The sequence below is a fragment of the Acinetobacter sp. C26M genome (genome assembly GCF_023702675.1).
Classification (GTDB): Bacteria; Pseudomonadota; Gammaproteobacteria; order Pseudomonadales; family Moraxellaceae; genus Acinetobacter.
Genome location: NZ_CP098478.1, coordinates 694,422 through 719,156 on the forward strand (window position 1 = coordinate 694,422; position 24,735 = coordinate 719,156).

At 42.5% G+C, this 24,735-nt stretch carries 19 protein-coding genes, 2 tRNA genes and 3 rRNA genes; 13 read left to right on the top strand and 11 right to left on the bottom strand.

Annotated elements, in window-relative coordinates; genetic code table 11:
• The first annotated feature begins 8 nt into the window (after positions 1–8).
• Positions 9–2,876 (top strand): DUF2339 domain-containing protein, encoded by a 2,868-nt coding sequence (locus NDN11_RS03250; RefSeq protein WP_251110758.1) that lies wholly within the window; start codon positions 9–11, stop codon positions 2,874–2,876.
• Here NDN11_RS03250 and NDN11_RS03255 read toward each other — a convergent pair.
• Both NDN11_RS03255 and NDN11_RS03260 read right to left on the bottom strand, forming a co-directional pair.
• Entirely contained in the window at positions 2,873–3,790 is a 918-nt protein-coding gene (locus NDN11_RS03255; RefSeq protein WP_167251145.1) for a mechanosensitive ion channel family protein, read from the bottom strand. The two genes, NDN11_RS03250 and NDN11_RS03255, sit on opposite strands and share 4 nt — an antisense overlap.
• A gap of 9 nt (positions 3,791–3,799) precedes the next feature.
• On the bottom strand, positions 3,800–4,621 hold the full coding sequence (locus tag NDN11_RS03260) for a DUF432 domain-containing protein (RefSeq protein WP_251110759.1): 822 nt from the start codon (positions 4,619–4,621) through the stop codon (positions 3,800–3,802).
• A gap of 93 nt (positions 4,622–4,714) precedes the next feature.
• On the opposite strand from NDN11_RS03260, the gene gspE reads away from it, so the two are divergent.
• Positions 4,715–6,205: a type II secretion system ATPase GspE gene (gene gspE, locus NDN11_RS03265; protein ID WP_167251141.1), complete on the top strand. Its 1,491-nt coding sequence runs from the start codon at positions 4,715–4,717 to the stop codon at positions 6,203–6,205.
• A 59-nt stretch (positions 6,206–6,264) separates the two neighbouring features.
• Here the strand turns inward: gspE and NDN11_RS03270 are convergent, their stop codons facing one another.
• The 7 genes from NDN11_RS03270 to NDN11_RS03300 all read right to left on the bottom strand — a co-directional run bounded on the left by NDN11_RS03270 (position 6,265) and on the right by NDN11_RS03300 (position 11,411).
• The gene (locus NDN11_RS03270) at positions 6,265–6,699 is read right to left on the bottom strand and encodes an organic hydroperoxide resistance protein (protein WP_251110760.1); all 435 of its coding nucleotides are present in this window, start codon (positions 6,697–6,699) and stop codon (positions 6,265–6,267) included.
• Between the two features lie 87 nt (positions 6,700–6,786).
• The gene (locus NDN11_RS03275) at positions 6,787–7,224 is read right to left on the bottom strand and encodes a MarR family winged helix-turn-helix transcriptional regulator (protein WP_167251139.1); all 438 of its coding nucleotides are present in this window, start codon (positions 7,222–7,224) and stop codon (positions 6,787–6,789) included.
• A 141-nt stretch (positions 7,225–7,365) separates the two neighbouring features.
• The gene (locus NDN11_RS03280; protein WP_167251137.1) at positions 7,366–7,728 is read right to left on the bottom strand and encodes a DUF4951 domain-containing protein; all 363 of its coding nucleotides are present in this window, start codon (positions 7,726–7,728) and stop codon (positions 7,366–7,368) included.
• Positions 7,729–7,940: 212 nt separating this feature from the next.
• Entirely contained in the window at positions 7,941–8,765 is an 825-nt protein-coding gene (locus NDN11_RS03285) for a carbon-nitrogen hydrolase family protein (protein ID WP_251110761.1), read from the bottom strand.
• Positions 8,766–8,793: 28 nt separating this feature from the next.
• Positions 8,794–9,315, bottom strand: a complete 522-nt coding sequence (gene gigB / locus NDN11_RS03290) for an anti-anti-sigma factor GigB (RefSeq protein WP_167251133.1) — start codon at positions 9,313–9,315, stop codon at positions 8,794–8,796.
• A gap of 102 nt (positions 9,316–9,417) precedes the next feature.
• Positions 9,418–10,386 carry an RsbU family protein phosphatase GigA gene (gene gigA, locus NDN11_RS03295; protein ID WP_005184685.1) on the bottom strand — a complete coding sequence of 323 codons (969 nt, stop codon included), beginning with the start codon at positions 10,384–10,386 and terminating at the stop codon, positions 9,418–9,420.
• A 137-nt stretch (positions 10,387–10,523) separates the two neighbouring features.
• On the bottom strand, positions 10,524–11,411 hold the full coding sequence (locus NDN11_RS03300; protein ID WP_167251131.1) for an MlaA family lipoprotein: 888 nt from the start codon (positions 11,409–11,411) through the stop codon (positions 10,524–10,526).
• Positions 11,412–11,975: 564 nt separating this feature from the next.
• Between NDN11_RS03300 and NDN11_RS03305 the strand changes: the two genes are divergently transcribed.
• From NDN11_RS03305 to hisG, 10 genes are all read left to right on the top strand, one after another.
• Positions 11,976–13,513: ribosomal RNA gene (locus NDN11_RS03305) — 16S ribosomal RNA — on the top strand.
• A gap of 59 nt (positions 13,514–13,572) precedes the next feature.
• Positions 13,573–13,649, top strand: a tRNA-Ile gene (locus NDN11_RS03310).
• A 55-nt stretch (positions 13,650–13,704) separates the two neighbouring features.
• Positions 13,705–13,780: transfer RNA gene (locus NDN11_RS03315), tRNA-Ala, on the top strand.
• 364 nt (positions 13,781–14,144) lie between these two features.
• Positions 14,145–17,035: ribosomal RNA gene (locus NDN11_RS03320) — 23S ribosomal RNA — on the top strand.
• 159 nt (positions 17,036–17,194) lie between these two features.
• Positions 17,195–17,309 (top strand): 5S ribosomal RNA (rrf, locus tag NDN11_RS03325).
• Together the 16S, 23S and 5S rRNA genes with 2 tRNA genes alongside form the textbook arrangement of a ribosomal RNA operon.
• Before the next feature lie 219 nt (positions 17,310–17,528).
• Positions 17,529–18,977 carry an RNA polymerase factor sigma-54 gene (locus NDN11_RS03330; RefSeq protein WP_251110762.1) on the top strand — a complete coding sequence of 483 codons (1,449 nt, stop codon included), beginning with the start codon at positions 17,529–17,531 and terminating at the stop codon, positions 18,975–18,977.
• A gap of 171 nt (positions 18,978–19,148) precedes the next feature.
• A complete protein-coding gene (gene hpf / locus NDN11_RS03335) occupies positions 19,149–19,490 on the top strand; it encodes a ribosome hibernation-promoting factor, HPF/YfiA family (protein ID WP_004655596.1) in 342 nt (113 codons plus the stop codon).
• Between the two features lie 139 nt (positions 19,491–19,629).
• A complete protein-coding gene (ibaG, locus tag NDN11_RS03340; RefSeq protein ID WP_005228821.1) occupies positions 19,630–19,881 on the top strand; it encodes a BolA family iron metabolism protein IbaG in 252 nt (83 codons plus the stop codon).
• A 6-nt stretch (positions 19,882–19,887) separates the two neighbouring features.
• A complete protein-coding gene (murA, locus tag NDN11_RS03345) occupies positions 19,888–21,147 on the top strand; it encodes a UDP-N-acetylglucosamine 1-carboxyvinyltransferase (protein ID WP_251110763.1) in 1,260 nt (419 codons plus the stop codon).
• Complete coding sequence (hisG, locus tag NDN11_RS03350; protein WP_005151374.1) at positions 21,144–21,833, top strand: ATP phosphoribosyltransferase; 690 nt, start codon at positions 21,144–21,146, stop codon at positions 21,831–21,833. The genes murA and hisG overlap by 4 nt, the downstream gene beginning before the upstream one ends.
• Before the next feature lie 45 nt (positions 21,834–21,878).
• Here hisG and NDN11_RS03355 read toward each other — a convergent pair whose 3' ends face one another.
• Complete coding sequence (locus NDN11_RS03355) at positions 21,879–22,751, bottom strand: sigma-70 family RNA polymerase sigma factor (protein ID WP_251111480.1); 873 nt, start codon at positions 22,749–22,751, stop codon at positions 21,879–21,881.
• 5 nt (positions 22,752–22,756) lie between these two features.
• Positions 22,757–23,188 (bottom strand): carboxymuconolactone decarboxylase family protein, encoded by a 432-nt coding sequence (locus tag NDN11_RS03360; RefSeq protein ID WP_251110764.1) that lies wholly within the window; start codon positions 23,186–23,188, stop codon positions 22,757–22,759.
• A 253-nt stretch (positions 23,189–23,441) separates the two neighbouring features.
• On the opposite strand from NDN11_RS03360, the gene hisD reads away from it, so the two are divergent.
• The gene (gene hisD, locus NDN11_RS03365) at positions 23,442–24,731 is read left to right on the top strand and encodes a histidinol dehydrogenase (RefSeq protein ID WP_251110765.1); all 1,290 of its coding nucleotides are present in this window, start codon (positions 23,442–23,444) and stop codon (positions 24,729–24,731) included.
• Positions 24,732–24,735: the final 4 nt, after the last annotated feature.

The window sequence follows — 24,735 nt, forward strand, 5'->3', positions numbered from 1 at the left end:
ATAAGTCTATGTATAAAAAAGACAAACAGGGACTCATCGTTGTTTTAATTTCCTTAGCTGTGTTGCTAGCGGCTGCAATTGCCTTTAAGTGGCAAGGGACGATTGTCGCCGCTGCAATTGGCCTGACTGTTGTAATTGTGCACATTCTGTCTGAAATTCATCAGCGTTTGCTTCAACTCGAACAAGCAGTGCCGAGCAATTCTGTATTAGGGGCTGGTATTGGCGTACAAAAAATTGTGATATATGGCGCGGCACTTGTCGCACTATTTGCCTATGCCAATACATGGATGTGGTTGGCGGGTGGTGCTTTATTGGTATTGTTGTTGTGTTTGATCCAAACCATCAGTTCTTTTCAAACGCGATTGCTGCATTTAGAGCAGGTTACAACACAATCACTCAATCCAGATATTTCAATTCAGCCACAACAACAGTCTGCTGATTTTGGTCAAGCGATTGAATTAGCACCAATGACAGCTTCACACTCTCCAATTGCGGAACAACAACAACCAGCATGGATGCAAGCTCGACCTGAATCAGTTCAAAGTCCAATACTTCAGAACTCTACCTCTGCTGCTCATCCTTCTGAGTCTAAACAAGCTGCTTGGTGGCAGCCAGCATTGGACTGGATGATACATGGCAATCCAATTCTCCGTGTTGCTGTGGCCATATTAATGGTTGGGGTAATCTTATTATTACGTTTTGCCAGTGAGCATTGGCAACTTAGCTTAGGTGTGAAACTGGGTTTTATTGCGGTTGCGGGTGTAGCCACAACTGTTGCAGGATATTTACTGCAAAAGAAAAATCAATTATTTGCGGTGGCTCTACAAGGTGTCGGCCTGGCAGTTGTATTCTTGACCTTGATTTTTTCACATCATTTTGCTGTGATTGCCAGCTTAAGCATCGCCAGTATTCTGTTTGTCATTTTATTATTGGCAACGGTTTATCTAAGCTTAAAACAACACGCTTTGTATTTAGCCATGTTGGCATTGACCATGGCCTATCTAGCTCCGCTGGTCATTCCACAAAATCATCCTGATGTGATTTTCTTGTTTAGTTATTATTTTGTCATAAACTTAGCCGTGGCAGCGTTGAACTTTATTCAACCCTGGAAAATCCTGCATCAAATTGCGTTTTTTGCCACCATGTTCATTGGTGGTTCTACCATTGGAATTTATGCCAAAACAGCGCAGTTTGATACTTTGGATATGATCCTGTGGTTGCATATCGCTTTATTCATTTGGCTCAGTATCCGTTATAGCCAATTAATGTTACGTGCTCAAAATGAGCAGCAACAAACAGCCCAGACATCTGAGCGTTTACAACCTATTTTAGATGTTGGTCTGATTTTTAGTGTCCCTGTACTGGGCTTTTCGCTACATGCCTATTTAATGCATAACTCGACCTCAGCACTTACTTGGGGAGCAGTTGCACTCGCGATTGTCTATATCAGTTTAAATATCTGGATTAAACGCCAGCATCCACAATTATCAATTTTGGCAAAAAGTTTCTTTATTCTGGCTGTGGTATTTGTAGCCTTAATTTTTCCGTTGGCCAAAGGAGCACATTGGACTTCTACAGGTTGGGTAATTCAGGGAACTGCACTGATTGTCTGGGGCGTTACTGAACGATATCGTTTAAGCCGTTATGTTGGCGTGGCACTGGTGTTATTAAGCTCAGTGGCATTACTGTTCCAAGTTTGGTCAAATGATCATTTCCCAATTTTAAGTACCGCGATTTTTGCGCTTGCTCAATTTATTTCTGCTTTTTACTTATTGCATTATCAAGAGGTCGAGAAGTATTTCAGTGCACGCATGTTGAGTGGGGTTTTTCTGGCGCTTGGTTTGTATTCAGGCGCGATTGCTGCTGTTGAATTGATGCAGTGGCAGCACGATGGACTGAGCCCTTATCTCGCTGTTGCTGCAATATTATTGGCATTGTTTAGTCTGGCGGTGCATGTTAAATCACGCTTACAGTGGGCTAATGTGCAACTCATCTTATTGGGAGCTTTGTTGGCTTTACTTTATGGCGAAAGTTTTGCTCAACATGTGTATGTGGTTTGGCACTGGTCAAGTCGCTTAGATCAAGTGATGTTTGCCATAGCATCAATCACGATTACGTTGATATTGACCAGCTTGAGTACTCACACATCTAAAGCAGCTCTTATGCTGTGGTCCGCATTACTTTGGCTCAGCCTTGCCAGTATAGGATTGGCTATTTTTCCAATCATGCCACTTGTCGCGTTTGCCATTGTCCCAGCTATTTATAGTATTTGGCGATTTACATCCAATAAAACTGAGTTGCTGCATCAGTTGCCAATCTGGTGTTTAACGCTATTTTGGTTGGTATTGGTCAGTCTAGATCCATATTCAGCTGAACAATATTATTTTATACCACTGCTTAATCTGACAGATATTCTGTCTTTACTGATGTTTTTTGGTCTGATCTGGATTATTTATCATCATGACTTTAGTGCAGAGCGTTCGATTGAGTGGGGTTTTAAAGTGACCACCATTTTGATTGGCCTATTGGTGCTGAGTAGTGTGGTGGTGCGAGCCATGCACCATTATTTGGGTACACCATTCTGGAGCGCAGCAATTTGGTCGAATGGTGATGTACAACTCAGCTTGACGCTGTTGTGGGTGATCCTTGCTTTTATTCTGATGACATTTTCCAGCCGACGTCATATTCGACAAATCTGGTTTGTCGGTGCAGCTTTGTTAGCAATTGTCGTAGCGAAATTATTGTTATTGGATCTATCGCAAAGTGGCACTTTAACCCGTGTGATTTCATTTATCGGTTCAGGTGCCGTCATGTTGGTGATCGCTTACCTAGCACCGTTACCGCCTACGCTTGATGAGACTCGGAAAGAGAGTTAACTCTCTTTCTGTTCTTTTTTGAGTTCTTTCTGATTGGCATATTGATCGACTTCATCATTTTCTAAGGGGAGAGGTCGATCAATCAGTCCCATTTTCGGTACAGGAATTTCAATCTCGTTTTCTAAAAAGCCGTTACGAATGCGTTCCTGCATTTCATCGCGTACTTTGAGTGAATTTTCTTGGCGGCACCACACCGCAAATAACAGCTCAATTGAAGATTCTCTAAAGGCAGTCACCGTAACAGTCGCTTTGGGATCATCCATAACCAATGGGTATTTAGCAGCAACCTCTAATAGAACGTGTCGAACTTTAATAATGTCTTCGTGGAAGTTAATCGCCAAGGTGATTGGAATACGCCGTATCGGATACTTGGATAAGTTCATCACGGGTGTTCGTATCAGCTGTTCATTTGGTAAACGAATATATACATTGTCCAATGTGAGCAGTTTTACTGAAAGTAAGTCAATTGAAATCACTTCACCTTCGATGGTTTGTCCGCGAATTAAAGTAATTTGAATGGTATCACCGACTTCAAAAGACCCTTCACCAATCAAAAACAAGCCACTAATCAAGTTACTGGCAGAGGTTTGAGAGGCGAAACCCAGCGCGACAGTTAATATCCCTGCCGCACCTAAAAATACGCTGAGTTTAAAACCTGCCTCTCTTAAGCTGGTCATAATGAACAGCAGGAAGATGAAATAAAAAATACCTCGACGCCACAGTAAGCGTTGATGGGCATTAAAGCGACTACCAATGGTGCGGATAAAGGTATTTGAGACTAAACGTGCAATCACAAAGCCGATAAAGCACAGAATAATAGCGACTACGATTTCGCTAAGCCGCTCAAAGTTAATGTTGGTGAAAAAACTGGTGAGACTGCCAGCCAGATCTTTTGGAATATTTGAATTTGGCATCGCGACCCCTTAAAAAAATGAATCAAACATATTAAATAAAGTACTGCCTGGTGCACGAGGGGGATGCACATAGGTGACTTCACCCGCTTGAGTTGGGGTCTTATTTTCAATACGAATACGTGCTGGATGATCAGTACCTTCATAATAGACTTTGATTTGAGAAGTCCATAAGCGTCCTGTACTTTCGCTATAAAATAATGGCAGTGCAGGAACTGGTACATTCATGCGATCAAAACGCAATTGATGATGGCTGGTGTTGTGAAACTCAATCGGGGTCACCGCACGGAAAGCACGCGGTTTGAGTAGATTCAAATCGATACGACCATCTACAGAGGTTGCGTAGCAAATCTCACCATTTTGTGGGTCTTTACCAAACCAAGTATCTTTCGGTTGAATCACGGGAATATCAAATAGCGGTTCAGAAAGACCGTCAACCAAACCCGCAATCCACAAGGGGGTACTGATATATAAGGTTCCACGCTGGCCCGCAGGAATATAAATCGGGTCAACAGGTCGAATCACCACGGAACGATCAGCCAAGCGTGGCATCAAATGAAAGCTGCTATTGGTCTTGTGGAACATATAGCGTTCGATTTTAGCAGGAGGCGGCATGGCAAATTCGATATCATTTAATATTCGCCACTGCTGCTCGTAGTCATACTGAAATTGAGGACGATGATATTCCAAACGCCATTCTTTGATGCCGCGAGTCAGACGAAAGAGCAATGAACCGAATTGCCAAGCTTTGGCCTGTTGAATTTCGAATTGTTGTTCGCCCCACCATTTCAAAGTATCGGACTGGGGAGCTTGGTATTGATTATTTTGAGACAAGATGCAAAATTCCTTTGTGAGTATGCTAAACAGACTTCACGCTGTAATCTGCTTAGAGTACACTCAATACTTTCTCTTATCATTATTTGTGTGATGCAAATACTTAAACAAATACAAATTCCTTATAGTTTTGCTAAACGACATGGCGTTTTGTTACGTTATGAAGGCGATCAAGTTTTTATTGTACGACGCAAGGACACCGCGCGTATTGCTTTGCAGGAAGCTCGTCGAATTTTGGGGAAATCTGCTCACGATCAATTGTGTACCGATCAAGAATTTCATGCCTTACTCAGTTCGAGCTATGCAGGGGATACAGGTGAGTCACAACAAGTTGCGGCAGGCTTGGAAGATCATCCCGATTTATTGAGTTTAGCGGATCAAGTGCCTGAAGCTGAAGACTTAATGGATCAAGAAGATGATGCGCCGATTGTTCGTCTAATCAATGCTTTATTGTCCGAAGCGATTCGTGTGAGTGCTTCAGATATTCATATTGAAGCGTTTGAGAAAAAGCTTTCAGTACGTTTGCGTGTCGATGGTCAGCTGCGTGAAATTGTCCAGCCACGTCGTGAATTGGCGCCATTATTGGTGTCGCGTATCAAAGTCATGGCGAAACTGGATATTGCGGAAAAGCGTGTTCCTCAGGATGGCCGTATCTCATTGCGTCTTGCTGGACGTGAAGTGGATGTTCGTGTTTCGACATTGCCATCTTCGCATGGCGAACGTGTAGTAATGCGTTTGCTGGACAAGCAAGCGGGGCGTTTGAACATGACTCATTTAGGCTTGATGCAAAATGATTATGATCGTTTAACGCAACTGGTTCATCGACCTCATGGCATTATTTTGGTGACAGGCCCAACTGGTTCGGGTAAGACCACAACCTTATATGCTGCTTTATCTGATCTGAATGACAATACCCGCAATATTTTGACCGCTGAAGATCCAATCGAATATCAATTGGAGGGTATTGGACAAACTCAGGTCAATACCAAAGTAGATATGACCTTTGCGCGTGCACTCAAGGCGATGTTACGTCAAGATCCTGATGTGGTGATGGTCGGAGAGATTCGTGACTTGGAAACTGCGGAAATTGCCGTACAGGCTTCTTTAACGGGTCACTTGGTGCTATCCACATTGCATACCAATACCGCGATTGGTGCGGTGACGCGATTAAAAGATATGGGCATCGAGCCATTCTTATTGGCGAGTTCCTTGATTGGTGTGATTGCACAGCGTTTGGTGCGTACTTTGTGCCCGCATTGTGTGACATGGCGAAAAGCAGATGACTTTGAACGCCAAGTATTTCAGCATCTCAAGGTTGATGAGCATATGGAGTTGCCTGAACCACATGGCTGTGAAAAATGTTCACATGTTGGCTTTAGTGGACGTACGGCAATTTATGAAATTGTGCCAGTCGATGAATCTATGCGCCGTTTGATTCATGGTAATGCTGCTGAGTATGAGCTGGAAAATCATGCCCGTCGTCATGCAGCTTCAATCCGTGATGATGGTCTGTTAAAAGTATTAGCTGGAAAAACCACATTGGAAGAAGTGTTGCGTGTGACCAATGAAGCTGCGGAAGAGTAAGCTTTTCATTTAAAAAAAACAGCATGGTTTAACCATGCTGTTTTTTTTGAGTATTAGAATTATGCTGTCGTCACGATATTGAACGTAACGTCGATATTGTTACGCGTTGCATTTGAATAAGGGCAAACAATATGTGCAGCAGCAACCAATTGCTCTGCTTCAGCTTGTTCCATTCCAACTAAATAAACATTCAGTGTTACTTCGATACCAAAGCCATTCGGAATAGGACCAATGCCGACTTCACCTTCAACATAGGCATCTTTGCTAATCTTGAATTTATCGCGGTTTGCAACGAACTTCATTGCACCTAAGAAACATGCAGAATAACCAGCAGCAAACAGTTGCTCTGGATTAGTGACTGCACCACCAGCACCGCCCATTTCTTTAGGCACGCCTAATTGCACATCTAAAACACCGTCAGATGAGGTTGCACGCCCATCACGACCACCTGTTGCTTTTGCTTTTGCACGATAAACGACTTGTTCTAGAGACATGATTATTGTTCCTAAATAATATTGAATACAATTAAATCGTACACGATATAAATAAAAAAACAAGTTACTGTTGTGTAAATTTTAAACTTATTTGTTTAGGTTGGCACGAAGTTCAGAAAGTTGATCTTTTAATGTCAATAATGCTGTTGATGAGCAGGATGCAGCCTGAGCCAATTGATTTGGAATATCAATCGCTTGCAATTGTAAAGCTTGGCCTTGTGTGGTCAGGGTAATAATCACTTGTCGTTCATCTTTATTTGAACGTTGACGAGTAATTAAGCCAGCTGCTTCAAGTTTTTTAAGTAATGGCGTGAGTGTAGATGATTCTAGAAATAACCGTTCACCAATATCTGAAACCGTGAGCTGATCTTTTTCCCATAACACCAACATCACCAGATATTGTGGATAGGTTAAGCCAAGTGGGGTGAGTAATTGGCGATAAACTTGATTCAAAGCAAGATTGGTCGAATAAATCAGAAAACATAACTGATTATCTAATAACAGTTGTGGATGTTCTTCGCCCATGCAGTTCTCAAATAATAATTGAATAGTATGAGTATATCGTGGTCTGTTTAATTGATTAAGTAATTTACTGACCAATTCTAATGAAGAAGTCCAAGCTGAAACTGGACTTATACTTTTGAAGAGCAGGTGTTGAACTCCAGTTTACCAAAGTTCAGCAATTTTCTTCATCAAACGTGCTCGGTAGCGCGCGGTTGGATTACTCAGATTATTTTGAGCTTCGAGTTCAAAATGTTGTTGCCACGCTTTGACCATTTCTAAGGTGGTACCTTTTTGTTTGATGACCACAACGTCCTCGCGTTGGATATTATCTAATCTTTGTCTTGCACCTTCAGCACCTGTTCCCCAACCAATAATCCATTGCCCAAAAGCATTCAGCGATAAATTTTGTGGCGTGGATAGAACACGAGATGATTGAGTTGATTCATCACTATCTACATCCACAGATGTCGCGTGAAGTTGTACAGCTGTCCCCAAAACAAAGAAAATCAGAATAAATCTAAACATGAATAAAGCTTAATAAGAATTAACGGATAATGTTACATCATTCATAGTCTAAAATCGTTTGAGCTTGTTCGACTATGATCAATAATATGTATTAAATCATGATTCTATGTACTGAACATTTATAAAAGTTGACCATTGCAGTCAGATTGACCTTGTGTGTCTATATTTTGTACAGTAGTGTGTTTAAATTGGTGTAAAGATGGAGAAGGAGATTAGTAGGTAATAATTTTACGATGCTGCATTAACGGCATTGCAAGACGAAGCTTATTTTGCGCCTCAAGCTCAAATTCACTGCTAATTAAACCATATCCATCTGTATCGATACTTTGCAGCAGTTGTCCACGACTATTAGCTATGCCAGCATGTCCCCAAGTTTGACGCTGTTCGCCGTGCCAACCTTGCTGCGCAGCACCTAAGACATAGCACTGGCTGTCCATGGCCCGTGCTTGTAGCAATAACTGCCAGTGGAGCTGACCTGTGGTGTAAGTAAAAGCCGCAGGAGCAGTAAGGATATCTGCACCTTGTTGACGTAAGCTCAGGGCAAGTTCAGGAAAGCGTAAGTCATAGCAAACCATGAGGCCGATATTGCCAAAAGGTGTTTTGGCCACGGTCACTTGATCACCTGGTTCAAAGAATTTTGATTCTTGATAACCCCCTACAGCATCACCGACTTGTACATCAAACAAGTGGATTTTGTCGTAGCGTGCTTCAGTTCTTTCTGGACTAATGCAAAGACTTACCGTTCGCACACGACCATCAGAAATGATTGAACCATCTGGACGGAAAGGGCATGGGAGTGTACCTGCAACAATCCAGATTTGGTAACGATGTGCCAATTGTTCTAAACGTGCTTGAATCATTTCGAATTTTGCAGCAGTTTCGCGTTGTTTCCCTGCTGCAAAGCAAACAAAATTCTCAGGAAAAACGATTAAATCAGCACCCTGAGCCTTACTCTGTTGCATTAATAACTCAATGACATCGAAGTTTGCTTCGATATCATTTTGAGAATTCATTTGCGCAACAGAAAGTAAGGTCATAAGGAGATCACGATACTGAGTTCAAAGATCAAGCGTTTTGTTTTTGTGAATCAAGGTTCATGCAATCTTGTTCTTTTTGCAATTGCTTCACCAGCGGTTCAAACATATTCTGGTTGTTTTCATTTAAACGCATTAGCGTTTTGTGTGCGTCGAGCACTGTGTTAAGCATAGCACTGTGTGTGACATGTTCATCTGTAAGCTCTAATGTGCATACATTTGGGTCACCGCAGTAATTTAAAATCACAAAAACTTGCCCTAGCCCCATACTGTTGGCCAAGGTAGTAATATCTGGATTTGTCGAGAGCATAACTGCTTGTATGTGATGAACTTGCTTAAGCTTTAAACCTAATTTTGCCAGTATGCCTAAAACAGTACTGTCGATAAATGTGGTTTCAGTTAAATCAACAATTGCGCCAACAACATTTTGCTGTTGTTCAATTCTGTTGAGTAGTTTGTCTAGACTTATACAAGAGTGAGCACGCACTTCGCCAATAAGCTTGAAAATATGCGTTCCGTTCAAACTTGCATATTCAACATGACCTGTTGACATATAAATGCCATTTTCAGAGAAAGGATATCAAATTATCCCATAGTGATATTAGAGACACAAGTGGTAGAGAAGTGTGATTTGATTAAAGTATTGATTTTAAAATTAATTCATTCGACATATGCTCAAAATTGCAATGTCATCTGCTACGTGTTCAGGGGCTTTGAATGAGTCATTTTTAAGGTGTTCGACCAATTGGTTAAACTGATCATTCAGACCACCATCGAAGGGCTCTAGGGCGCCATCAGAACATAAAATGAACCGCGCATGACGACTTAATTTACAGTGGTGCTCTTCGACTTCAAGCTCTTCAGTTAGGCCGAGTGGAAAACTACTCGTCGTTAAAATTTGAGGTGGTTGATTCGGTTCAAAAATAATGGGGGGAGGGTAATGTCCTGCACTTGACCAACGCACTTCATGAGTGACTAAATTTAAGATCCCAGCAACCATGGTAATGTGTTTTTCAATATTCTCTTGCACCAACATTGCATTCAGTTTTTGAATCAATTGACTTGGTGTTTTGGATCGGCCATGAAAGGCTGCCATCCATGAGGTTAATAAACTGCTGGTGACACCATGTCCTGAAACATCAGCTAGATAGAACAATACTTCTTCATCATTTAAACGCCAGTAATCATACCAGTCGCCAGATAAATAGGCAGATGGCTGAAAAAGGGATTCAAATTGATAGTTCGGTAACTCGATTGGATTTGGTAAAAGACGCTTTTGTAACTCGGCAGCAGAAGGTAGATCTCGGCTATCTTGATTACGTTTGTATTGAGCATCTATTTTAAACAAAGAATGAATTGGATTTTTTGGCAGACTATCCCAAATCCAACCTGCTAATGCACCTTGTTCCCATGCTTGCGCTAACGCTGTACCCTCATGTTCAAATGCAAGCACAATTGTTGGAAGTTTCCACTGATACTTTAAAAAGTCCTGTACATCGGCAATCGCAATGATGGTTTGATCATACAAATCCAAATCGTCAATTTGAATGATCTGCAAACTTGGTAACTCAGTTAAAGCTTGATCTAAACAAGGTACGGAACGCGTGGGTTGTATGAAATACATAGATGAATAGCCAATCCTTTGTATGGTCATTTAAAATTCATCACAGATGAAAGATGACCTTATACATAGTATTGCCAGAGTTTAAATTCTCTGGCAATACATTAATTTGTAAAACATTATTTTAGATTTTAGTTTAATCATTTATCGTCAGAAGACGCATCATCAACATCATCTGCATCGCCAATGAAGGATATATCATTTGAATCACCGCGTTTTTCTGCAATTTGGAAAGATTTACGCTGTAAATAAAAATCACGAATCATTGCGTATTTGTCGCCTTTTAAGCTTTCTTCAATATCAAGAATCTGAGAGCGTGCATCAATGGCTTGCAATACATTAGTAGACCAGTAAATACCATCTTGATCATCTAATAAGTATTTTTGTGGGCGACCGAAACTATCTGCGGCTAAACCAAAACCATCACGGAAAGTACTCGGGCCAAAGAAAGGCAGCATCACATAAGGACCAGATGGAACACCATAATAACCTAATGTTACACCGAAGCTTTCTTCTTCAGTGTTTAAACCTAAACGACGTGCGGGATCAGCAAAACCTAAAGTTGTTAATGTATTTACAGTAAAACGACCTAAACTTTTTGCGGCGCGAGTAGGTCGACCTTGAATTAACTGGTTTACTGCATTCCATGGCTCACCTAAGTTTTTACGAAACTGGCGATATGGGCTACGTACAGGTTCTGGAACTTTAGCAACATATTGAATCGCAACTGGCTTTAATAAGTTACGATCTAACATATCATTGAATGCATAGATTTGACGGTTCAATGGTTGCAGAGGATCTTTAACAGAATCGGGTTGTGCTGCATTGGCGTTAACTTTTAGGTCATTCTTAGTGAGATGCTTTAAATCTTTAATGGCTTGAATGGTTGACGTCTTTTGTTCTGTAGTGACTTGGGTTCCTACAGCATTTGTTTGATTGGCTGAGTCGCTAGGAGTCTCTTGTGCGAATACTGATGAACATGCTCCAGCAGTTAACAACCCAAGCAAGATAAAATTTGAGTAATGCATATAAGTCCTTAATCGCTGTTAGAGCGAAATAATACAGCCATTAAAATGAGTGCGTCACTGAACGCAAAGCATAAAGATGAGCATATAGTTTAGTTGTTCTTCTATTATTAAAACAAATTCGGTCGAAAAATATAAGGAAAATTGTGAATTTGGTTTAAAAATGTTCACTTGAGTAAAAAGATTGAAAAATGGGGTTGTGTCTGCCCTGAAATGCTGTAGAATGCACATCCATCGGCGGTGATGCAGATAAAAACTTGTTGAGAAACAAGGATTTGGCTAGAGAGGTTAGATTCTTGGTTTGATTGATAAGTTTGCTAAATATCTAAATTACCTGTTGACTTTGAAGAAATTTAGAGTAATATAGCCGACCTAGCTTGATGATGACGAATCATCGAGAAGATCATTAAGAGAATAGAAGAACAACTTGTGTGGATTTTTACTGATTGATCGATCGAAAATATTTCATTGATTGAATGGTAGAAATTTCTCGAAGTTTATTTGAGCGAATTTTTAGTCAGAAAATTGATGAGCCAAGATTTGTAGCCATAAGCTACTAATGATTTTAAACTGAAGAGTTTGATCATGGCTCAGATTGAACGCTGGCGGCAGGCTTAACACATGCAAGTCGAGCGGGGAAGGGTAGCTTGCTACCTAACCTAGCGGCGGACGGGTGAGTAATGCTTAGGAATCTGCCATTTAGTGGGGGACAACATTCCGAAAGGAATGCTAATACCGCATACGTCCTACGGGAGAAAGCAGGGGATCTTCGGACCTTGCGCTAAATGATGAGCCTAAGTCGGATTAGCTAGTTGGTGGGGTAAAGGCCTACCAAGGCGACGATCTGTAGCGGGTCTGAGAGGATGATCCGCCACACTGGGACTGAGACACGGCCCAGACTCCTACGGGAGGCAGCAGTGGGGAATATTGGACAATGGGCGGAAGCCTGATCCAGCCATGCCGCGTGTGTGAAGAAGGCCTTTTGGTTGTAAAGCACTTTAAGCGAGGAGGAGGCTCTTCTAGTTAATACCTAGGATGAGTGGACGTTACTCGCAGAATAAGCACCGGCTAACTCTGTGCCAGCAGCCGCGGTAATACAGAGGGTGCGAGCGTTAATCGGATTTACTGGGCGTAAAGCGTGCGTAGGCGGCTTTTTAAGTCGGATGTGAAATCCCCGAGCTTAACTTGGGAATTGCATTCGATACTGGGAAGCTAGAGTATGGGAGAGGATGGTAGAATTCCAGGTGTAGCGGTGAAATGCGTAGAGATCTGGAGGAATACCGATGGCGAAGGCAGCCATCTGGCCTAATACTGACGCTGAGGTACGAAAGCATGGGGAGCAAACAGGATTAGATACCCTGGTAGTCCATGCCGTAAACGATGTCTACTAGCCGTTGGGGCCTTTGAGGCTTTAGTGGCGCAGCTAACGCGATAAGTAGACCGCCTGGGGAGTACGGTCGCAAGACTAAAACTCAAATGAATTGACGGGGGCCCGCACAAGCGGTGGAGCATGTGGTTTAATTCGATGCAACGCGAAGAACCTTACCTGGTCTTGACATAGTAAGAACTTTCCAGAGATGGATTGGTGCCTTCGGGAACTTACATACAGGTGCTGCATGGCTGTCGTCAGCTCGTGTCGTGAGATGTTGGGTTAAGTCCCGCAACGAGCGCAACCCTTTTCCTTATTTGCCAGCGGGTTAAGCCGGGAACTTTAAGGATACTGCCAGTGACAAACTGGAGGAAGGCGGGGACGACGTCAAGTCATCATGGCCCTTACGACCAGGGCTACACACGTGCTACAATGGTCGGTACAAAGGGTTGCTACCTAGCGATAGGATGCTAATCTCAAAAAGCCGATCGTAGTCCGGATTGGAGTCTGCAACTCGACTCCATGAAGTCGGAATCGCTAGTAATCGCGGATCAGAATGCCGCGGTGAATACGTTCCCGGGCCTTGTACACACCGCCCGTCACACCATGGGAGTTTGTTGCACCAGAAGTAGGTAGTCTAACCGCAAGGAGGACGCTTACCACGGTGTGGCCGATGACTGGGGTGAAGTCGTAACAAGGTAGCCGTAGGGGAACCTGCGGCTGGATCACCTCCTTAACGAAAGATTGACGATCGGTAAGAATCCACAACAAGTTGTTCTTCGAAGATGTATCTGAGGGTCTGTAGCTCAGTTGGTTAGAGCACACGCTTGATAAGCGTGGGGTCACAAGTTCAAGTCTTGTCAGACCCACCAAATCTGATTGCAGTAGCTTAGATTGAAAGATATGTCGTTCATTAAATGATAAGCTGGGGACTTAGCTTAGTTGGTAGAGCGCCTGCTTTGCACGCAGGAGGTCAGGAGTTCGACTCTCCTAGTCTCCACCATACATTACGAAGTAATGTAGAAAACGAAAGTTAAATTCCAAGATAGCTTATAGAAATTAATAAATAAGAAGATCGAAAGATCTTAGTTTATTAACTTCTGTGATTTATCACAGTTTACTACTCACCGACGAGGTGGTAGTTAATCATTAACAGATTAGAAAATTGAGTCTGAAATAAATTGTTCACTCAATTCATTCGAAAGAATGAAATTGAGAACTAGCAAAAACACTGAATCAAGCGTTTTGGTATATGAATTTAGATTGAAGCTGTATGGTGATTAAGTTCACAGACAACAAACCAGTAGCAATTAAGTTTGCAACGATAACACTCACTTGTATGTGTTAACGACTGTTTGGGGTTGTATAGTCAAGTAATTAAGTGCATGTGGTGGATGCCTTGGCAGTCAGAGGCGATGAAAGACGTGATAGCCTGCGAAAAGCTCCGGGGAGGCGGCAAATATCCTTTGATCCGGAGATTTCTGAATGGGGGAACCCACCCGCTATAAGGCGGGTATCATAAGCTGAATACATAGGCTTATGAAGCGAACGAGGGGAAGTGAAACATCTCAGTACCCTTAGGAAAAGAAATCAATTGAGATTCCCTTAGTAGCGGCGAGCGAACGGGGAGCAGCCCATTAAGTTGTGTGTGTTCTAGTGGAACGCTCTGGGAAGTGCGAACGTAGAGGGTGATATTCCCGTACACGAAAGGGCACACACAATGATGACGAGTAGGGCGAGGCACGTGAAACCTTGTCTGAATATGGGGGGACCATCCTCCAAGGCTAAATACTCCTGACTGACCGATAGTGAACCAGTACCGTGAGGGAAAGGCGAAAAGAACCCCTGTGAGGGGAGTGAAATAGATCCTGAAACCGCATGCATACAAGCAGTGGGAGCCGACTTGTTCGGTGACTGCGTACCTTTTGTATAATGGGTCAGCGACTTATATTCAGTAGCAAGGTTAACCGCATAGGGGAGCCGTAGAGAAATCGAGTCTTAATAGGGCGTTTAGTTGCTGGGTATAGACCCGAAACCAGGCGATCTATCCATGAGCAGGTTGAAGGTTGGGTAACACTAACTGGAGGACCGAACCCACTGTCGTTGAAAAGCCAGGGGATGACTTGTGGATAGGGGTGAAAGGCTAATCAAGCCTGGTGATAGCTGGTTCTCCCCGAAAGCTATTTAGGTAGCGCCTCGGACGAATACCATTGGGGGTAGAGCACTGTTTCGGCTAGGGGGTCATCCCGACTTACCAAACCGATGCAAACTCCGAATACCAATGAGTACTATCCGGGAGACAGACTGCGGGTGCTAACGTCCGTAGTCAAGAGGAAAACAATCCAGACCGCCAGCTAAGGCCCCAAAATCATAGTTAAGTGGGAAACGATGTGGGAAGGCATAGACAGCTAGGAGGTTGGCTTAGAAGCAGCCACCCTTTAAAGAAAGCGTAATAGCTCACTAGTCGAGTCGGCCTGCGCGGAAGATGTAACGGGGCTAAAACTATGTGCCGAAGCTGCGGATTTGACATTAGTCAAGTGGTAGGGGAGCGTTCTGTAAGCCGATGAAGGTGTATTGAGAAGTATGCTGGAGGTATCAGAAGTGCGAATGCTGACGTGAGTAACGACAAAACGGGTGAAAAACCCGTTCGCTGAAAGACCAAGGGTTCCAGTCCAACGTTAATCGGGGCTGGGTGAGTCGACCCCTAAGGCGAGGCCGAGAGGCGTAGTCGATGGGAAATTGGTTAATATTCCAATACTTCTGTGTAATGCGATGAGAGGACGGAGAAGGTTAAGTCAGCCTGGCGTTGGTTGTCCAGGTGGAAGGTTGTAGGCATGTATCTTAGGCAAATCCGGGGTACTCTATGCTGAGAACTGATAGCAAGCTGTACTTGTACAGTGAAGTGGCTGATACCATGCTTCCAGGAAAAGTCTCTAAGCTTCAGTTACACAGGAATCGTACCCGAAACCGACACAGGTGGTCAGGTCGAGTAGACCAAAGCGCTTGAGAGAACTCTGCTGAAGGAACTAGGCAAAATGGTACCGTAACTTCGGGAGAAGGTACGCTGCTGACGGTGATGGGACTTGCTCCCTGAGCTATTGGCAGCCACAGAAACCAGGCCGCTGCAACTGTTTATTAAAAACATAGCACTCTGCAAACACGAAAGTGGACGTATAGGGTGTGATGCCTGCCCGGTGCTGGAAGGTTAATTGATGGGGTTAGCGTAAGCGAAGCTCTTGATCGAAGCCCCAGTAAACGGCGGCCGTAACTATAACGGTCCTAAGGTAGCGAAATTCCTTGTCGGGTAAGTTCCGACCTGCACGAATGGCATAATGATGGCGGCGCTGTCTCCAGCAGAGGCTCAGTGAAATCGAAATCGCTGTGAAGATGCAGTGTACCCGCGGCTAGACGGAAAGACCCCGTGAACCTTTACTGCAGCTTGACATTGAACTTTGACCTTACTTGTGTAGGATAGGTGGGAGGCTTTGAAGTTGGAACGCTAGTTCCAATGGAGCCGTCCTTGAAATACCACCCTGGTAATGTTGAGGTTCTAACTCTGCCCCGTAATCCGGGGCGAGGACCATGTCTGGTGGGTAGTTTGACTGGGGCGGTCTCCTCCTAAAGAGTAACGGAGGAGTACGAAGGTGCGCTCAGCGTGGTCGGAAATCACGCGTAGAGTATAAAGGCAAAAGCGCGCTTAACTGCGAGACCCACAAGTCGAGCAGGTACGAAAGTAGGTCTTAGTGATCCGGTGGTTCTGTATGGAAGGGCCATCGCTCAACGGATAAAAGGTACTCTGGGGATAACAGGCTGATACCGCCCAAGAGTTCATATCGACGGCGGTGTTTGGCACCTCGATGTCGGCTCATCTCATCCTGGGGCTGAAGCAGGTCCCAAGGGTATGGCTGTTCGCCATTTAAAGAGGTACGCGAGCTGGGTTTAGAACGTCGTGAGACAGTTCGGTCCCTATCTACCGTGGGCGCTGGAAATTTGAGAGGATCTGCTCCTAGTACGAGAGGACCAGAGTGGACGAACCTCTGGTGTACCGGTTGTGACGCCAGTCGCATCGCCGGGTAGCTATGTTCGGAAGGGATAACCGCTGAAAGCATCTAAGCGGGAAGCCTACCTCAAGATAAGATTTCCCTAGGAATTTATTCCTCTAAAGAGCCGTTCGAGACTAGGACGTTGATAGGTTGGGTGTGGAAGCACGGTGACGTGTGAAGCTGACCAATACTAATTGCTCGTGAGGCTTGACTATACAACACCCAAACAGTTGTTGTATTCAAGATAAATTCAATACATAACTTGATTTAGTGTGAAATCTAGTTACAATACCGACTCAATTAACTAATCCGTTAATAACTCTTTCGGTACTAAGTGGCAAAAAACGTAAGACCACCCAAAACCAAAACAGTTTGCTGGCGACAATAGCAAGAGTGAACCACCTGATCCCTTCCCGAACTCAGAAGTGAAACCTCTTAGCGCTGATGGTAGTGTGGCACTTGCCATGTGAGAGTAAGTCATCGCCAGCTTTTAAATCTAAACACCCCAATCTCGAGAGAGGTTGGGGTGTTTTTTATTGCGCGGAATTAAATGGCTCGTGGAGAATCAATCGAAAAATTAGACGTATGCTAGTTTTTTGAACAGATAAGTCAGTCGAAACGTATTTTCCTTGTATGCGGAAACATTGCTTTATGTTATAAATATTTTTATAGGCATGTTTTTTGCTTATTTTAATAAAAGGAAAGACTATGAAATTATCTGTTGGATTGAAAGTTGCGAACAGTTTATCGTTAACTCCTCAATTGCAGCAGGCCATACGTCTTCTACAGCTCTCAAGTTTAGAACTAGAACAAGAAATTCAAATTCAATTGGATAGTAATCCTTTATTGGAAAAAATCGAAGATTTAGGCACAACCGAAAGTCTTTCAACTCTAGAAGCAAAAGAGACAGGTGATTTAACTACTGAACTGAATGCGGATCATCTTCCAAATGATTTACCAGTTGATACTGAATGGGATGATATTTATACCCATCAATCGACTGCACTGGCTTCGCCAGAGTACGAAGAGCGAGAGGATAACCGTCAGATACAACTGAGCCTCAAAGAGCATATTTTAGATCAAGTCAATCTTTTGCATTTTTCGACTGTAGATAAGTTGATTGCATATTGCATCGTAGACTCTCTGGATGATAAAGGATTCCTAGATGCAGAGTTGGATGATATTTTACTTGCAGTTTCACGTCTCTTACAGGAGATGGAGAGCGAGGAAGAGGTTGAGCAAGATGAAGTGATTGTGGTTTTAAAACATATTCAGCGTTTAGATCCTGTTGGTGTGGGTTCAAGAAACTTAGCGGAATGTTTAAAAATCCAACTTGAAAGCTTTAATGAAAAAGTTCCTTATCTTGCAGAGGCTAGGAATTTACTGAAGTATTATGAGTTGTTGATTTCGAATGATTTGAATAAGTTGTTAAAGCAAACAGGGTTATCTAAAGAACAATTAAAAAGTGCTGTTGATTTGTTAAAAACTTTAAAACCTTACCCTGGTTTGGAATTTAATCAACAAGAATCTGAGTACCAAGTTCCAGATGTTGTGGTGGGGAAAAAAGATCAGCATTGGCAAGTTCAGCTCAATCCAGATGTCATGCCTAAGCTACGTATCAATTCTTTTTATTCAGGTATGATTCGTCGTGCTGATCAAAGTGATGATAACGTTTATTTGCGTAATCAAATGTTGGAAGCGAAGAATTTTATCAAGAGTATTGATGAGCGACATAAGACTTTATTAAAAGTGGCAACTTGTATTGTTGAACATCAACGCGCTTTCTTGGAGCAAGGGCCAGAAGCGATGAAACCCTTGGTACTCCGTGATGTTGCCGAAGAAGTTGAGTTACACGAATCAACGGTATCCCGCGTTACGACCAATAAATATATGCTCACACCACGTGGTTTATTTGAGTTGAAATATTTCTTTTCCAGTCATGTGGGTACAACAACGGGTGGTGAAGCTTCATCGACAGCGATCCGTGCCATGATTAAAAAACTGGTGTCGAATGAAAATCCACGTAAGCCTTTGTCGGATAATGCAATTGCTGAGATGTTGAAAGATGAAGGGATCGAGGTGGCTCGACGAACGGTCGCAAAATATCGTGAATCGTTACATATTCCTTCATCTTCTGAAAGAAAAGTCTTGATCTAAATTTTAAGGTATGACTATTCTAGAGGTTCATTATTACGAAATAATGAATTTTTTTAATGATCACTAGAGGAATCGCTGAAATGATTTAATGGATATTGGCCTCAGATTGATGTGCATTAAATTTGCTTGAGCGATTTTCTTGTATCCTGAGAAAAGGTGAGGGATAGAATTATGCAAATAACAATTCGTGGACATCATTTAACCATTACACCAGCCATTGAAGAAAATATAAAAGAAAAGTTTAGTCAAATGACCAAGCATCTAGATCAGGTCAATAGTATGCAAATCAAACTCGCTAAAGATCATCAGATTGATAAACGTTCACACAAAGGAAGTGCAAACCATATTGCTGAAGCGATTATTCGTTTGCCGGGGGTGGAACTGTTTGCACAGGCGACAGCCGATGATATGTATACTTCGATTAGAAAACTTACAGATAAATTAAAACGTCAGCTTGCAAAGCATCGAAAAATTCAATGTTCGTATCAGCATGAACTGGCACTTTTGAGTTAGCTTTTATTTTTATAAAAGAGGCTTTTGATAGAGCCTCTTTTTTTTTATTGATAAAAAAAGAAACTGCTTACTGAATTATGTGAAAAAGTTATAGTAAAATAGCTCGTTTTACGCCAATGGTTGTATAAGAGGTCTTGGAATGAATAGTGAGCAGCTCACGCAAATTTTAAAAGAAGCTTTCCCTGAAGCAGAAGTAGCGGTGAGCGGACAAGCTGGGAAATTTGACCTTCGTATTGTTGATGATCAGTTTGAAGGTAAACGTACCGTTGCTCGTCAACAATCGGTTTATGCACCTCTAAATTCTTATATTGCGAGTGGTGCAGTTCATGCTGTAACGATTCGCGCAATGACAAAAGACGAATGGCGCAAAGCAAGCCTTTTCGGAGCTTAAATATTAATGGATAAATTTTTAATTACGGGCGGTGTTAAGCTCGAAGGTGAAGTACGCATTTCTGGTGCTAAAAATGCGGCTCTACCTTTACTTGCAGCAATGATTCTTGCTGATTCTCCGATTACCTTGACGAATGTTCCAAATTTAAAAGATGTAAACACATTGGTTAAGTTGATTGCAGGTCTTGGCGTAACCATGAGCTATGAAGGTGAAACGGTTCGTGCTGATGCTTCGACATTAGATAATCAATTCGCGCCATATGAACTCGTAAAAACCATGCGTGCTTCGATTCTCGTGCTTGGTCCATTGTTGGCACGGTATGGTAATGCCAAAGTATCTTTACCTGGTGGTTGTGCGATTGGTTCACGTCCAGTCGATCAACACTTAAAAGCTTTAGAAGCTTTAGGTGCGCAGATTGAAGTTGAAAATGGCTATGTCCATGCTTCAGTTGATGGTCGTTTAAAAGGTGGTGAAGTTGTCTTTGAGATGGTAACCGTTGGTGGTACCGAGAACATTTTGATGGCTGCTGCACTTGCTGACGGTGTGACTACGATTCGTAATGCTGCTCGTGAACCAGAAATCACCGATCTTGCGCAAATGTTGATTAAGATGGGCGCTAAAATCGAAGGTTTAGATACGGATACTCTAGTTGTTACTGGTGTTGAAAGTTTACATGGGTGTGAATATGCAGTTGTTGCAGACCGTATTGAAACAGGTTCATATTTAGCTGCCGCTGCCATTACTGGTGGGCGAGTGAAAACCACCCATACTGATCCTGCATTATTAGAAGCAGTATTGGATAAGTTTGAAGAAATGGGTGCCGAAGTCACGCGTGGTGATGACTGGATTGAATTGGATATGCAGGGTAAACGTCCTAAAGCTGTGAGCTTTAGAACATTGCCGCATCCAGAATTTCCGACAGACATGCAAGCGCAAATTATGGCAGTCAATGTGATTGGGCGTGGCTTTGCAACCATTTCTGAAACCATTTTCGAAAACCGTTTTATGCATGTACCAGAACTTTCACGTATGGGTGCTAACATCCAAGTTGAAGGACATGATGCGGTCGTAACAGGTGTAGAAACACTTCAGGCTGCACCTGTAATGGCAACGGATTTACGTGCTTCATTTTCGCTTGTTTTAGCTGCTTTGGTTGCTGAAGGTGAAACACTAGTTGATCGTATCTACCATATTGATCGTGGTTACGAACATGTGGAAGAAAAATTGCAAAGTTTAGGTGCTCAGATTAAGCGAGTGAAAGGATGAATGACTTAAGAAACGATGATCCAAATTTTGACGTAATGGGCAATTTTGATCATGGTTTAACTTTAGCACTCAGTAAAGGTCGTATCTTAAAGGAAACATTACCATTGCTTGAAAAGGCGGGTATTAATTTACTTGAAGATCCAGATAAATCACGCAAATTGATTTTTCCAACCACGCACAAAAAAGTTCGTATTTTGATTTTACGTGCTTCTGATGTTCCGACTTATGTTGAGAATGGTGCAGCAGACTTTGGTGTAGCGGGTAAAGATGTATTGATGGAACATGGTGCGCAACATGTTTATGAGTTGCTTGACCTAAAAATTGCCAATTGTAAGTTGATGACGGCGGGTAAAGTCGGCATGGAACGACCAAAAGGCCGTTTAAAGATCGCAACCAAATACGTCAACTTGACTCGTCAATACTATGCAAGCCTTGGTGAGCAGGTTGATGTCATTAAGCTATACGGATCAATGGAACTTGCACCTTTGGTTGGGTTAGGTGATTACATTGTCGATGTGGTTGATACGGGGAATACTTTACGTGCCAATGGTTTGGAACCATTAGAAGAAATTTGCAAAGTTTCTTCACGTTTAATCGTCAATAAGGCGAGCTTTAAGCGTAAGCAAGCGGTGTTAAATCCGATTTTGACGCAACTTGAACAAGCCATTAAAGCACGTCAAAACTAAGTTTTAGATTGAATTGAATAAATAGGTCAGCTTCGGTTGGCCTTTTTATTTGAGTTTATCTGGATTACGTAAAGAATAAATGCTTTGCAGTTGTTGCTGATCATTGAAAGCAAAAGTCAGTACCATGACACAATAATGGTCTGAGTTATAGAGTTTAAAACCGACACTGCCATTGATATGGCACATTTCCCAAGAGAGTTCATTCCACGCCTGAAAAAGCAAGCGTTCAAAGAAACGCAATATTGGCGGTTGGCCAATGAAAGGTTGACGAATAGCTGAGACTTTACCACCACCATCTGCAGCAAATTGGATATCTTCACTGAGTAATTGTGTGAGTTGATTCAAGTCATGTGAATGAATGGCGACCTTGAATGCATTGAGTAATTTGATTTGCTGCTGCGTAGGGTGATTGGTGAGAACGTTGGGTTCATCTGCAATACGCTTTCTGCTACGGGCCACCAATTGTCGGCAATTACTTTGTTGTTCTTGAAGGATTTCCGAAATTTCAAAGTAATCCAGATTAAAGATATCATGTAGTAAATATGCTGCACGCTCTTTGACTGAAAGTTTTTCAAGAATCAAAAGGAAAGCGGTGGAGAGTGTATAGTCAGATTCAACCGAGAATGTTTCTGTATGATGATAGGGTTCAGGTAACCATGTTCCAGTATATTCAGTTCTAGATCTATGGTGAGCACGCAGCAGATCAATACAGTGGCGTGTACATACAGAAGTTAGCCAAGCTTGAGGATTGAGAATATCTTGCTTAGGTTGCTGCTGCCATTTTATAAAAATATCCTGTAAAACATCTTCCGCATCACTTGTTGTTCCCAATAGTCGATAAGCAAGACCGAACAGAAATGTTCGGCTTGTCTCAAAAATCGTTAAATCATGTTGGCTAATCATGCCTGATGCTTTCATAGATGTTAATGCTGTGAAATTGCAATTCGATTCCATAAATTAATCATGCCAATCAGTAAAGTTAAAGCTGAAATTTGTGGCTCACTGAAATATTTTAACAGTGTTATACGTAACGGCTCATAATCAGCGAGCGGGTGCAAAGTCGTGAGTGCTTCAACCCAAGCAAAGGCGGCTTTTTCCTGATCCGTATAATCATTGCAATGTCGCCATACGACCAAACGGTCCAAACGTGATTGTATTTCACCATCTGCTACAGCTTCTGCAATATGCATCTTCACACAAAAAGCACAGCCATTGATTTGTGAAGCGCGTAATAGAACAAGGTGATAAAGAGAGCGATCTATCAGGGCTGAATCGAGAATGTTTTGATGAACTTGATAGAGGTGATGAATTGACTCTGGCAAATGTTTTTTAGGATGAATGTTGAGCGTCGTCATCATAGTGTTCCTGATTAAAATCAAAGTAGGTACTCATTTGACGACTCAGCCTTTTGTTTTGTGACAAATGGAATAAAAAATTTAACTTTTGTTCTGGTTGCTAAATATTTTGATTAAGGAGATAAAAGTAAAAATTGTAGATTGATCGAAGAACCCTCTCTTTCCGATTGATTTTTTTAGCCTATATTGTGCCCACAAGTACACTGAAAAAGAGTAAACTTAGCGCTCTCTTATTCGCCTTGTGGGTAAATTGATGCGACGTTTATCGACTCAGGATCAGAACTTTAAACAGACTTTTGCTGAGCTTTTGGCTTTTGAAACTGTGAATGATCCTCAATTAGTACAAACTGTAGACCAAATCATTGCTGATGTCCGTCAGCATGGTGATGATCATGTACTTAAATTAACGCAACAGTTCGATCGACATCCAGCGCATCAATTCTCTGACTTAGAGCTGACTCAAACACAGCTTAAAACCGCATTTGATGGTTTAAGTGTTGAAATCCGTGAGGCATTAGAACTGGCTGCAAAACGCATTCGTTCTTTCCATCAGGCACAAAAGCAGGAAGGTTGGACCTATGTCGACGAGTTGGGTAATACCCTAGGTCAAAAAGTCACACCGCTGGATCGTGTTGGAATTTATGTACCTGGCGGATTAGCCTCTTATCCATCATCAGTACTTATGAATGCTTTACCTGCACATGTAGCAGGTGTACCTGAAATCATTATGGTGGTTCCAGCACCAAATGGTGAGTTGAATCCATTGGTCTTGGCAGCTGCTTATTTGGCAGGCGTAAGCCGAGTGTTTACTATTGGTGGTGCACAGGCAGTTGCAGCATTGGCTTATGGAACACAAACCATTCCAGCGGTCGATAAAATTACGGGGCCGGGCAATCGATTTGTAGCAGCCGCAAAACGTGCGGTCTTTGGTCAAGTTGGTATCGACATGATTGCAGGACCTTCGGAGATTTTGGTCTATGCCGAAGGGGAAAATAATGCTGAATGGTTAGCCATGGACGTATTGTCTCAAGCTGAGCATGATACGGTTGCACAAGCGATTTTCATTACTCCCGACGAAACGCTGTTAAATGCAGTTGAAGCAGCGATTGAAAAGCATTTAACTGAATTACCAAAAGCCGAAATTGCCAAAACATCGATTCAAAATCGTGGTGCATTGGTGTTGGTAAAAGATCGTGCAGAAGCAGTTGAACTGATTAATCAGATTGCACCAGAGCATTTAGAATTATGTCTTGATGATGCTGAATTGATGAGTCAGGAGATTCGTCATGCGGGTGCAATCTTTATGGGACGTTATACCCCAGAAGCCATTGGTGATTATTGTGCTGGTCCAAACCATGTCTTACCGACATCGGGGACTGCACGTTTTTCTTCACCGCTCGGTGTTTATGATTTTCAAAAACGCTCTAGTTTGATCATGTGCTCTCAAGAGGGTGTGAAAAGCTTGGCAAAAGTAGCTGATGTTCTGGCAGTACAAGAAAATCTTGATGCCCATGCGCGTTCAGCCCGTTATCGTTACCAATAACTGA